The organism is Dyella sp. CR10, from assembly GCF_055814425.1.
In genome coordinates, this window is record NZ_CP185986.1 from 2934369 (window position 1) to 2946206 (window position 11838).

9 protein-coding genes are annotated in these 11838 nt (G+C 67.3%); 4 read left to right on the forward strand and 5 right to left on the reverse strand.

Annotated features, from left to right (window positions below; translation table 11 throughout):
* Positions 1–19: 19 nt before the first annotated feature.
* From ACNR9O_RS13160 to hutU, 3 genes are all read right to left on the reverse strand, one after another.
* Positions 20–2728 (reverse strand): putative bifunctional diguanylate cyclase/phosphodiesterase, encoded by a 2709-nt coding sequence (locus ACNR9O_RS13160; RefSeq protein WP_473688171.1) that lies wholly within the window; start codon positions 2726–2728, stop codon positions 20–22.
* Between the two features lie 107 nt (positions 2729–2835).
* Positions 2836–3609: a TenA family transcriptional regulator gene (locus ACNR9O_RS13165; protein ID WP_473688169.1), complete on the reverse strand. Its 774-nt coding sequence runs from the start codon at positions 3607–3609 to the stop codon at positions 2836–2838.
* 361 nt (positions 3610–3970) lie between these two features.
* The gene (gene hutU, locus ACNR9O_RS13170) at positions 3971–5641 is read right to left on the reverse strand and encodes a urocanate hydratase (RefSeq protein WP_473688167.1); all 1671 of its coding nucleotides are present in this window, start codon (positions 5639–5641) and stop codon (positions 3971–3973) included.
* A 201-nt stretch (positions 5642–5842) separates the two neighbouring features.
* On the opposite strand from hutU, the gene ACNR9O_RS13175 reads away from it, so the two are divergent.
* The 3 genes from ACNR9O_RS13175 (at position 5843) to ACNR9O_RS13185 (ending at position 8708) form a co-directional block, all read left to right on the forward strand.
* Positions 5843–6430, forward strand: coding sequence for a hypothetical protein (locus ACNR9O_RS13175; RefSeq protein WP_473688165.1), 588 nt, complete (start codon positions 5843–5845; stop codon positions 6428–6430).
* A 266-nt stretch (positions 6431–6696) separates the two neighbouring features.
* Positions 6697–8202, forward strand: coding sequence for an AlkA N-terminal domain-containing protein (locus ACNR9O_RS13180; protein ID WP_473688163.1), 1506 nt, complete (start codon positions 6697–6699; stop codon positions 8200–8202).
* Complete coding sequence (locus ACNR9O_RS13185) at positions 8199–8708, forward strand: methylated-DNA--[protein]-cysteine S-methyltransferase (protein WP_473688161.1); 510 nt, start codon at positions 8199–8201, stop codon at positions 8706–8708. The genes ACNR9O_RS13180 and ACNR9O_RS13185 overlap by 4 nt, the downstream gene beginning before the upstream one ends.
* Before the next feature lie 6 nt (positions 8709–8714).
* Here the strand turns inward: ACNR9O_RS13185 and ACNR9O_RS13190 are convergent, their stop codons facing one another.
* Positions 8715–9194, reverse strand: coding sequence for a hypothetical protein (locus ACNR9O_RS13190; protein ID WP_473688159.1), 480 nt, complete (start codon positions 9192–9194; stop codon positions 8715–8717).
* Between the two features lie 51 nt (positions 9195–9245).
* Here ACNR9O_RS13190 and ACNR9O_RS13195 point away from each other — a divergent pair, with 51 nt between their 5' ends.
* The gene (locus ACNR9O_RS13195) at positions 9246–10511 is read left to right on the forward strand and encodes an alkaline phosphatase family protein (protein ID WP_473688157.1); all 1266 of its coding nucleotides are present in this window, start codon (positions 9246–9248) and stop codon (positions 10509–10511) included.
* A gap of 61 nt (positions 10512–10572) precedes the next feature.
* Here ACNR9O_RS13195 and ACNR9O_RS13200 read toward each other — a convergent pair whose 3' ends face one another.
* Positions 10573–11832: an MFS transporter gene (locus ACNR9O_RS13200; RefSeq protein WP_473688155.1), complete on the reverse strand. Its 1260-nt coding sequence runs from the start codon at positions 11830–11832 to the stop codon at positions 10573–10575.
* Positions 11833–11838 lie beyond the last annotated feature (6 nt).

Here is an 11838-nt window from a genome sequence, read left to right on the forward strand (position 1 = left end):
GCGCGCGGGGGCGCCCGCTTCATCGATGCTTCGGCGGCACCAGCCGCAGCTTCGCCGGCCGCGGATTGCGCGCCAGCTGCCGCTCGATTTCCGCGGCGGCTTCCGGGCGCGAGTAGAAAAAACCCTGTCCTTCGGCACAGCCGGCACGCAGCAGGAAATCATGCTGTTCCTGTGTCTCGATGCCTTCGGCGATCGGTCGCAGGCCCAGGCTGCTCGCGATCGCCAGCATCGCTTCGGTGATCGCCGCGTTGTTCGAATCCTGCGGCAGGCCATTGATGAAGGAACGGTCGATCTTCAGGAAAGCAATCGCCGACAGCTTCAGATACGCCAGCGACGAATAGCCGGTGCCGAAGTCGTCGATCGCCACGCCGACGCCCAAGGCATGCAAGGCCAGCATGGTGCGGTCGGTCTGCTCGCCCAGGCGCAGGATCGCGCTCTCGGTAATCTCCACCAGCAGGCGCTTGCCGTCCAGTTGCTCGGCATCGAGTGCCGCGCTCAATCGTTCGATGAACGTGCGGTGCCCGAAGGTGCTGGCCGAGACGTTGATCGCCATGCGCAGCGGCGGCAGATGCGCCTGGTCCCAGCGGCGCACCTGGGCGCAGGCCTCGCGCATCACCCATTCGTCGATCTGCCGGATCAGGCCCAGACTCTCGGCCATCGGGATGAATTCATCCGGCAGCAGCACGCCACGCTCCGGATGGCGCCAGCGCAGCAGCGCCTCCACCGCCACGATGCGGCCGCTGCGCAGTTCCACGTTGGGCTGGTACACCAGATACAGCTCGCCGCGCACCAGCGCCTGGCGCAGGTCCACGCCGAGCATCAGGCGGCGACGCGCGTCGGCATGCATCAGCGGCGTGTAGAAGCGGAATGCATTGCGCTCTTCGGTCTTGGCCACGTACATGGCGGCATCGGCGTTGGTGATCAGGGTGATCGGATCGCCGCCGTCGAGCGGGAACCCCGCAATGCCGATGCTTGCGCTCAGAACGATCTCGTAATCCCCCACCATCACCGGCTCGGACAGCGCCGCCAGCAGGCGTGTCGCCATGCCGCGCGCATCCTCGCGTGTGGGGAGTTCGCCCAGCAGCACGGTGAATTCGTCGCCGCCGATACGTCCGGCCACGTCGTGCGGGCCCAGCGCGCGATCGATACGCTCGGCGACCTTCACCAGCAGGCTGTCGCCGATGGCATGGCTGTAGCTGTCATTGACGACCTTGAAGGCATCCAGGTCTACGAACAGCACGGCCACGGCGTTTCGCTCATGCGTGGCGGACAGAATGGCCTGTTCGCACAGCCGCTCGAACTCGGCGCGGTTGACCAGGCCGGTCAGCGGGTCGTGCGTGGCCAGGTGCTCCAGGCGCAGGCGATCGGCCTTGATCGCGGTGATGTCGGTGAGCACGGCCACGTAGTGCTGCACGCGGCCATAGCTGTCGCGGATGGCGCTGATGCTCAGCAGTTCGGGATAGCTGCCGCCGTCCTGCCGGCGGCTGGACACTTCGCCCTTCCAGTTGCCGCCGCTGGCGACGGTTTCCCAGATCGAGGCCGGCAGCGGCGAGCCGTCCGGCATGCAGCGCATCAGGTCGAAGCGCTGCGCGCGCACGCTGTCCTGGTCGTAGCCGGTGATGCGGGTAAAGGCGGTGTTGATCGTGGTGATGCGCCGCTCGGCGTCGGCAATGACCACGCCTTCGGCAATGCCCGCCAGTGCCTCGGCGGCGATTCGCCGCTCGTGTTCCATGGCCAGCCGTTCGGAAACGTCGCTGATGATCGCCTGCCGCACGAAGCGGTCGCCCCACAGCGCCAGCGCGCTCTGCGTCTCCACCGGCCGGGTCTCGCCGCCGGCGTCGCGCAACAGCGAGACGGCGCCGTCCTGCGGCGCCTCGGCCGACGCGAACAGGCGCGAGAAGGATTCGCCGACCAGTTCGTGTGCCTCGCGCCCGGTCCAGTGCGAGGCCATGCGGTTGGCATCCAGTATCTGGCCAGAGGATTCGTCGACCATCACGATGGCCGATGCGGCGCTGTCGAACAGCAGCCGGTAGCGCTCCTCGGTGCCGCGGATGCCGGCCAGGATGCGCCGAGCCATGCGCAGCCACAGCAGGCCCGCCACCAGGGTGACCAGGAACACGCTGGCGAACAGCACCCGGCCCAGCCAGGTGGCGCCATTGGCGATGTGCAGGGAGAAACTGCTGCTGCGAGGCTGGATGAAATCATTGAGCGCGTGGATACGGTCGCGCTGCCGCGACAGCTCTTCGGGCGGCAGGGCGCCGGCGGCATAGGCCTTTTCCAGCTCGCCCGCGATCACGTCGAGCTCGGCGATCTGGCCGTCCACCGAATGCCAGTCCACCAGCGCCTCGCGCATGTGCGGCGCACCGGAGAAATACTGCAGCATGAACACCATGCCCGGGATCGCCGAGGGGATCACGCCGCCGCGGCGGAACGCTTCGATCACGTCGGCGCGCTCGAATTGGCCGCTGTCGATCTTGTCGCGGGCGTAACGGTCGGTCACCAGTACCGCGTAGTTGCGACGGAAGCTGCGCAGATAGACCGGGTCGCCCTTGACCGCGTAATTCTCGAGGTCCACCACCGCCTGCTTCTGCGCCTTGGACCAAAGACTCTCGCCGTTGAGAAAACCGGCGAGAGTCACCTGAAGCTGCAAGGCGCCCCACGTAAGAGCAAGGATCAGCCCGAGCATCGCCGCCAGCGCATAGGCAAGCGGCAGCAACCTCTGCAGCAAGGGTCTTCGCAAGCCAGTACGAGCGTTACGCATCGTGATTCCGTGTCCCGTTCGAGTCGACGTCCACTTCACCTATCGATGCGTAACCGCCTTGCGGTCACGCAGCGTCAGGCTGCGGCTTCACTCACCGACCACGGATCCTGGCGCACGTCCAGGCAGCGGTCCAAGGTGATCTGCATGCACACATAGCTGCGTCGCACGCATTCCCCCAGATATGCCACCTCAGCCGGCGTCGGCGCCGTCCCCATTAGCGTACACACTATCTCGAGCGCCTCCCACGGATGAGTATCGTCGTACGCGGCGTGAAGCTGAAGCCAACGCAGCCCCTTGCCCCGGCTTTCTGCGGCGAAGACCTCCTTGTAGGGGCTCTCATAGACCTTCTGGGACCACTCCCCGGTCGCCCCCTCCACCGCATAGTTGGTAGCGATCATGCCGGCCGCCAGGGAGGCCTTGGTGCTGACCTGCTCGCACCAGTCCGGCAGGGCCCCGGTGCCATGGGGCGGCTGGCCGTGCAGCACCTCGTCGCGGCTGATACCTGCCGCTTCGGCCCAGTCCAGCCAGTACTCGGCATGGTTCTGCTCCACCCGGATGTTGCGGACCAGCCAGCGCCTGGCGAGGTTGTCGCCGGGGCTGCGGCCGTACTGGGTCTTGAGCAGGTTCAGTGCCATGTAAGCCGGAAAGCGCTCGATGACCGGCCAGATCCCCACCATGAAATCCCGTGTGGAGGGCGCGTGAAGGCGGTTGTCCGACATCAGCGTCCACAGCTCATGGTTGACCACCTTGCGCTTGGTGTCTTCGGCGGCGTGCACGAGGTCCTGCGCCCAGGTCGGATAGCTGGTCAGCTCGGTCAGTGCGCCAGTGCGTTCGAATTGCGTGTTCATGATGCATCTCCAGTGTGTTGACTGCGGACTGGCGCCGGCGCGGATGGCCGGCGCCCCGGCGCCAGGAAGGCACCGGAGATCACATAGTCTTCGCACTGGTGGATTGGCGGGAACGGACAACATGGCCGAGCCCGACAAGCCGACCCGCCCTGGCCACAAGCCAGGGCGCCATGGCTAGTCGAACCGGGCGACGCCGGAAAATGAAGGGGGACGCCCAGAGGGCAGGCTGCGGGGGCGGGTTCAGGCCGATCGTGCAGCTGTCGTCGGGCGCATGCCGCCTGTGGCGGACATCGCACGCGCCTCGGAAAGTCGAACGCCCTCACGAAGAGGGCGTTCCGTATCGCGCGCGTTGACGCCGCTTTCACACCATCGGCAGCTTCAGCCCCTGCTCTTTCGCGCATTGCACGGCGATCTCATAACCGGCATCCGCATGACGCATCACCCCGGTACCCGGGTCGTTCCACAGCACGCGGGCGATGCGCTTGTCGGCGGCTTCGCTGCCGTCGCACACGACCACCACGCCGGAGTGCTGCGAATAGCCCATGCCCACGCCGCCGCCGTGGTGCAGCGACACCCAGGTGGCGCCGCCGGCGACATTGAGCATCGCATTAAGCAGCGGCCAGTCGGACACGGCATCGCTGCCGTCCTTCATCGCTTCGGTCTCGCGGTTGGGGCTGGCGACGGAACCGGAATCGAGATGGTCGCGGCCGATCACCACCGGCGCCTTCAGCTCCCCCTTGCGCACCATCTCGTTGAAAGCCAGGCCCAGCTTGTGGCGCAACCCCAGGCCGACCCAGCAGATGCGCGCCGGCAGGCCCTGGAAGCTGATGCGCTCGCGCGCCATGTCCAGCCAGCGATGCAGGTGCGGATCGTCGGGGATCAGCTCCTTCACCTTCTGGTCGGTCTTGTAGATGTCTTCCGGGTCGCCCGACAGCGCCACCCAGCGGAACGGACCGACGCCGCGGCAGAACAGCGGACGCACGTAGGCCGGTACGAAACCGGGGAAATCGAACGCATTGGCGCAACCTTCGTCCTTGGCCATCTGCCGGATGTTGTTGCCATAGTCGAAGGTCGGCACGCCCATCTGCTGGAACGCGAGCATCGCTTCGACATGCTTGCGCATGGACTGCTTGGCTGCCTTGGCGGTGCCGGCCGGATCGCTCTTGCGGCGCTCGAACCACTGTTCCACGGTCCAGCCGCTGGGCAGATAGCCGTTGACCGGATCGTGCGCGCTGGTCTGGTCGGTGACGCCGTCCGGACGCACGCCACGCTTCACCAGTTCCGGCAGTACGTCGGCGGCATTGCCGAGCAGTGCGATCGATTTCACCTCGCCGGCGGCCGTGTACCTGGCGATGCGCGCGAGTGCGTCATCGAGGTCGGTGGCCTGCTCGTCGACGTAGCGCGTCTTCAGGCGGAAATCGATGCTCTTCTGCTGGCATTCGATATTCAGCGAACAGGCACCGGCGAGGGTCGCCGCGAGCGGTTGCGCGCCGCCCATGCCGCCGAGGCCGGCGGTGAGGATCCATTTGCCCTTGAGGTTGCCGCCGTAGTGCTGGCGGCCCATCTCGACGAAGGTCTCGTAGGTGCCCTGCACGATGCCCTGCGAGCCGATGTAGATCCACGAACCGGCCGTCATCTGGCCGTACATCATCAAGCCCTTCTTATCGAGTTCGTTGAAGTGTTCCCAGTTCGCCCACGCCGGCACCAGGTTGGAATTGGCCAGCAGCACGCGCGGCGCGTCCGGATGGGTCGGAAACACGCCGACTGGCTTGCCGGACTGGATCAGCAGGGTCTCGTCGTCGCTCAGTTCGCGCAGCGCGCGAAGGATGGCGTCGAAGCATTCCCAGTTGCGCGCGGCGCGGCCGATGCCGCCGTACACCACCAGCTCGGCCGGGTTCTCCGCTACTTCCGGATCGAGGTTGTTCTGCAGCATGCGGAACGGCGCCTCGGTGAGCCAGCTCTTGCAGCTCAACTCGCCGCCGCGCGGCGCGCGGATGGTGCGGGTGGTGTCGATACGCGTCGGGGCATTCATCGCAGATCCTGACTGGCGAGTGGGGAAATCCCGATTATGGGCGCCCGTTTTCGGGTCCGCCAACTGCACTGCGGCAAAACCGCGCCAGCGCGCCGGCCGCACCGTCCGTTTGGCCGATTGCCGCGCCGCCGAGCGCGGGACCAGACTCATGCGGGGGAAATCCGGCGCTGGCCGTCGTCGCGGCTCGAACGGGAGGGTCCCATGAGTGCGACATGTTCGATCTATGGCGCGATGCGGCAAGCCGCGCTGATCGCCGCCGTGCTGGCGGCAGGCACCGCTTCGGCGGCCGACAAAACCATGGCCAGGCACGTGCCCAGCGATGCCCAGCTGATCGCCAGCGCGATGCGCGCGGCGCCGCCTGGCGTCGCCAAGGGCGCGACGATCGTCGCGATGAATGCGGACGGCACCATGCGCACGCTGCGCAAAGGCACCAACGATTACACCTGCATGCCGGACAACCCGGAAACGCCGGGGCCGGATCCGATGTGCATGGACAAGAACGCCATGGCATGGGCGCAGGCCTGGATGAGTCACAAGCCGCCGCCGGCCGGCAAGATGGGCGTGATGTACATGCTTGCCGGAGGCACGGACGCGAGCAACACGGATCCGTATGCGACCAAACCCGACGCCAGCAACCATTGGATCAAGACCGGGCCGCACGTCATGCTGGTGGGCGCGGACGCGTCGTTCTACGACGCCTACCCGAAGAACGCCGATCCGGATACGACAGTGCCCTATGTGATGTGGGCGGGGACGCCGTATCAGCATCTGATGGCACCGGTGAAGTGACGCCACGTTGCCCCCTCTCCCCACCGGGGAGAGGGTTGGGGTGAGGGGCCGGGCGGAGCGTAGAAGCGGGAACGTCAAAAGCGGCCTCGCTTCGTACAGCCTTATCTCGCGAGCACGCGCCCTCATCCGGATATGGCCGAAGGGAATCTCCGTGGGGCCGCCACCTTCCTCGCCAGAGCAAGCACATCCATGTGCTCTCTATAGGCTTGCCTATTGATGTCCGAAAACGGCGAGTCCATCGCCTCGGGCGATGCTAGCCTGCACGCATGCTTCCCGCCTCCAGCACGCCTCTGCCCGATCGCCTCTGCGAACAAGCCCGGCTCAGCCGCGACGCCCGCTTCGACGGCCTGTTCTTCACCGCCGTCACCAGCACGCGCATCTATTGCCGCCCGGTCTGCCCGGCGCCATCGCCGAAGGCGGAGAACGTGCGCTATTACAGCAGCGCAGCCGCGGCTGAAGCGGCCGGCTTCCGCCCCTGCCTGCGCTGCCGGCCGGAGCTGTCGCCCGGTAACGACAGCTGGCAGCGCGGCGACCACGTGATCGCGCGGGCGCTGAAACTGATGGAACAGGGCGCACTGGAAGACGCCTCGCTGGAAGACATGGCACAGCGCCTGGGACTCGGCGCGCGCCAGCTGCGCCGGGTGTTCGTCGAGCGGCTGGGTGCACCGCCGATCAGCGTGCACACCACGCGCCGGCTGCTGTTCGCCAAGCAATTGCTGACCGAGACCGATATGCCGGTCACCGATGTCGCACTCGCGTCCGGCTTCCGCAGCCTGCGCCGCTTCAACGCGGCGTTCCAGCAGGCGAACCGGATGCCGCCGCGCGAATTGCGGCGCCATCCGGCCAAGGCCGCGGACGGCGCGCTGGTGCTGCGGCTGAGCTATCGGCCGCCCTACGACTTCGAGGCGATCCTCGCGTTCCTGCGCACGCGCGCCCTGCCCGGCGTGGAAGCCGTGGACGAGCACAGTTACTCCCGAGTGTTCGGCCCTGCAGAAACACCCGGCTGGCTGCGCCTGAGCGCGTGGCCCGGCGGCGAGCATGCGCTGAAGCTGGAACTGCAATGCCCGCAACCGGCACGCATGCTCGGCGTGGTGTCGAAGCTGCGCCGCATGTTCGACCTCGACGCGGATCCGCAGGCGATCGGCGCAGTGATGCGCGCCAGTGGCGTACTTAAACCGCTGCATCAGCGCCGACCCGGCCTGCGCCTGCCCGGTGGATGGGACGGCTTCGAGATCGCGGTGCGCGCGATTCTCGGCCAGCAGGTCAGCGTGGCGGCGGCGCGCACTCTGGCCACGCGCATCGTCCAGCGCTGGGGCACGCCGGTGGCGGCCGCCGGCGCCCCGGGCCTGGAGCGGCTGTTTCCCGGACCAGAGACCCTGGTCGACGTCGACCTGCGCGAAGTGGGCCTGACCAGTGCGCGCGCGAATACCGTGCAGGGCGTGGCGCGCGCCCTGCTGGACGGTCGCATCGATTTCCGCAGCGAACAGCCGCTGGACACGTTCGTGGCGCGCTGGGTCGAACTGGCCGGCATCGGCGAATGGACCGCGCACTACATGGCGATGCGCGCGCTGAGCCATCCGGATGCGTTTCCGGCCGCCGACCTGATCCTGCGCCGCGCCGCGGCAGGCGACGGCGCGGAACTCAGCACCAAGGCGCTCACCGCGCTGGCGGAAGATTGGCGCCCCTGGCGCGCCTACGCGGTGATGCACTTGTGGCGCGCCGCCAGCGACGCGGCGGAGCGCGCCAGGACCAAGGGAAACAAGAACGCATGAGCGAAACGATCTGGTACGACGAACTGCCCACGCCGATCGGCCAGCTGCGGCTGGTCGCCGATGCGCAAGGGCTGCGCGAGGTGTGGTTCGAAACCGGGCGGCATCGCAAATCGCCCGCGCCGGCGTGGATTCGCGCCACCGAGCCGCTCGCCGAACCGCGTCGCCAGCTCGAGGAATATTTTGCCGGCGAACGCACGCGCTTCGATCTTGAGCTGCATCCCATCGGCACGCCGTTCCAGCTGGCCGTGTGGGAGGAACTGGGGCGCATCCCCTACGGCGTGACGATCAGCTACGCCGAACTGGCCCGACGCATCGGTCAGCCGGCGGCCATGCGCGCCGTGGGCGCGGCGAACGGGCGCAATCCGATCCCGATCATCCTGCCCTGCCATCGCGTGATCGGCAGCAACGGCAGTCTCACCGGTTTCGGCGGCGGCCTGCCGACGAAGCGCTTCCTGCTCTCGATGGAAGACCGCATCGCGCACGGCGATCTGTTCGCCATGCCGTGAGCGGGTTCAGTGTTGCGGCGGTGACTGCGCGGGCGGCGTCGGATGAAGCTGATCCAGCACGGACGGCTGCGACGGCTTCGGCGGCGCTTCCCGCACCGGCTTGGGCAGCACCAGCGGCGCGGTGGAGGACGCTGCGCGGTACTGATCCACGGCGTCGCGCTGGCGCGCATTGAAGCGATCCTGCTGGGCCTGGTTGGACAGATCCAGCGCCTGGGTCGCGGCCGGGTTGTTCGCCATGGGCTGGCGGATCGCGGCCGCGTTGCGCTGGCGCTGCTGCTCCAGCTGCTGGCTGGTGCGCAGCTTGTCCTGGAGGATGGCCTGCTGATTGGCCTGCTGGGCGTTGATGGCGTTGTAGTTGGGCTGATAGGCAGGCTGCTGCGCCTGCGAGGGCTGCTGCTGCCAGGCCAGGACGGCGGCCGGCGTCGCACAGAAGACCAGGAGAACCAACCCGGCCAGGCGCCGCATGGATGGAGATGTAATGGTCATACGAGTGCGCGATCATGGCGGGATTGCCTGCAACATCGTATGGACTCGCGCATGAAAATCCTGTTTCGCCTCCTGTTGTGCTCCCTCGTGGCGTTCAGCGCCGGGTGTGCTACCCAGCCGCCCGCCAAATCGGCGCAGGCCGCGGTCAAACCCGCGCCGACGCCGCTGCTGCTGATCTCGATCGACGGCTTCCGCGCCGACTATCTCCAACGTGGACTGAGCCCGACCCTGGCCGCCATGGCTCATGGAGGCGTGCGCGCCCAGGCCATGCAGCCGTCGTTCCCCTCGCTCACCTTCCCGAACCACTACACCATCGTCACGGGCCTGCGTCCGGATCATCACGGCATGGTCAACAACACCATGTTCGATCCCGCGCTGGGCGAGTTCTCGCTGAGCAATCGCCAAGCCGGCGCCGATGGCCGCTGGTGGGCGCAAGGCACGCCGATCTGGGAGACCGCCGGCCGACAGGGTCTGAAGACCGCGACCATGTTCTGGCCCGGCAGCGAGGCGCCGATCCACGACTATCGTCCGGATCACTGGCTGCCTTACGACGGCTCCAAGACGCCGGAGCAACGCGTGGATGAAGTGCTCGGCTGGCTGGACCTGCCCGCCGGCGAGCGCCCGTCCTTCGTCACGCTGTACTTCGATGACGTGGACCACGCCGGCCATGAGTACGGTCCGGATTCCAGGCAAGTGAACGAATCCATCGGCAAGGTCGATACGGCCCTCGCCCGCCTGGTCGACGGTTTGAAGCAGCGTGGCCTGTACGACCGGATCAACCTGATCGTGGTATCCGACCATGGCATGGCCAAGGTCGCGCCCAAGAACAACGTGATGGTGGACAAGCTGGTGCCGCTGCAGCAGGTGCAGGTGGTCAGCCTGGGCGTGCTGGCGGGCTTCAATCCCAAGCCGGGCCATGATTTCGCCAAGATCGAAGCCAAGCTGGAAAAGCCGCAGAAGCACATGCAGTGCTGGGACAAGACACGCATCCCCGAGCGCTTCGTCTACGGCAAGAACCCGCGCGTGCCGCAGCTGGTGTGCCTCGCCAATGTGGGCTGGCGTGTCACCACGTCCGACTACGTGGCCAAGAAGCTCAAGAACGGCGGCAGGCTGAGCCTGGGCGAGCACGGCTACGACAACGCCGATCCGGCCATGCAGGCGCTGTTCGTGGCGCGCGGCCCGGCGTTCCGCCAGGACACAGTGCTGCCGGCGATCTCCAACGTGGACGTGTATCCGCTGATGACGCAGTTGCTGGACATCACGCCGGCGCAGAACGATGGCGACGCCTCGGCCCTGAAAGCAGCACTGAAGCCATAAACGGGCGGCTGGCACAGGTCTGGGGGAAGCCGCTGGCGAACCCCGACCTGCGCCAGCACCGTCACACCTCGGCCAATGGCGGCTCGTCACCCTTCGATGGCGGCCCCGGCAGCGGCGCCAGGCGCCGCAGCCGCCACGCGATCAGCAGGCCCGCCAGTACCAGTGCGCCGACGAAGGCGGCCACGCCGTTCCAGCCATGCGATGCATAGAACAGACCGCCGCCCGCACCGGCCAGGCTCGATCCCATGTAATACGAGAACAGATACATCGACGAAGCCTGCGCCTTCGCCGCGCCGGCACGCCGCCCCACCCAGCTGCTGGCGATGGAGTGCCCGCCGAAGAAACCGAAGGTGATCGCCACGATGCCCAGCACGATCAGCACCAGCGGCGTGGTCAAGGTCAGCAGCACACCAGACGCCATCAGCGCGAACGCCGTCCACAGCACCTTGCGCCGCCCCAGCTTGCCGGCCAGATGCCCCATCCAGGCCGAGCTGAACGTGCCGATCAGATAGACACTGAAGATCAGGCCGACCACCGCCTGGCTCAAGCCGTAAGGCGGCGCCAGCAAGCGATAGCCGATGAAGTTGTAGACGGTGACGAACGCGCCCAGCAGCAGGAAACCTTCGGCGAACAGCCATGGCAGGCCCGCGTCGCGAAACGCGCCGGCGAACTTGGCGCGCAGCGTCTTCCCGTCGAACGGCTGCACGGCAAAATGCCGTGACGGCGGCAGGCTGCGCCAGAACACCAGGCCGGCAACCAGCCCGATCGCGCCGACGGCCGCCACGCCAATGCGCCAGCCGACGAAATCCGCCAGCACGCCGGCCACCAGGCGGCCACCCATGCCGCCGATCGCGTTGCCGCTGATATACAGCCCCATCCCCAAGCCGATGGATTCCGGGTGCATCTCTTCGCTGAGATAGGTCATCGCCACCGCCGGCAGGCCGCTCAGGGTGAGGCCGAGCAAGGTACGCAGCACCAGCAGCATGTGCCAGTCGCGCACCGCCGCCGTGGCGAGCACGAGCACTGAGGAAGCGAGCAGCGACACCGTCATCACCGACTTGCGCCCCCACGCGTCGGACACCGCGCCGGCAACCAGCATCGCGAACGCGAGCACGCCGGTGGTGAGCGAGAGCGTCAACGCGGCACCGGCCGCATTGACGCCGAAAGCCTTGCTGAATTCCGGCATCAGCGGCTGCACGCAATAGAGCAGGCCGAACGTGGCGATGCCGGCGGCAAACAGCGCGAAGTTGGTGCGCCGGAACAGCGGCGTGCCGTGACGGATGAAATCGTCGTCGCGGCGCGCGGCGGCCTGGACTTGCATGGCGAT

Bases quoted from the DNA above. Each gene is read 5' to 3' on its own strand.
- ACNR9O_RS13165 (WP_473688169.1), bottom strand. From the start codon at position 3,609: ATGAACACGCAATTCGAACGCACTGGCGCACTGACCGAGCTGACCAGC.
- ACNR9O_RS13175 (WP_473688165.1), top strand. From the start codon at position 5,843: ATGAGTGCGACATGTTCGATCTATGGCGCGATGCGGCAAGCCGCGCTG.
- ACNR9O_RS13200 (WP_473688155.1), bottom strand. From the start codon at position 11,832: ATGCAAGTCCAGGCCGCCGCGCGCCGCGACGACGATTTCATCCGTCAC.
- ACNR9O_RS13195 (WP_473688157.1), top strand. From the start codon at position 9,246: ATGAAAATCCTGTTTCGCCTCCTGTTGTGCTCCCTCGTGGCGTTCAGC.
- ACNR9O_RS13185 (WP_473688161.1), top strand. From the start codon at position 8,199: ATGAGCGAAACGATCTGGTACGACGAACTGCCCACGCCGATCGGCCAG.
- ACNR9O_RS13180 (WP_473688163.1), top strand. From the start codon at position 6,697: ATGCTTCCCGCCTCCAGCACGCCTCTGCCCGATCGCCTCTGCGAACAA.
- hutU (WP_473688167.1), bottom strand. From the start codon at position 5,641: ATGAATGCCCCGACGCGTATCGACACCACCCGCACCATCCGCGCGCCG.
- ACNR9O_RS13190 (WP_473688159.1), bottom strand. From the start codon at position 9,194: ATGACCATTACATCTCCATCCATGCGGCGCCTGGCCGGGTTGGTTCTC.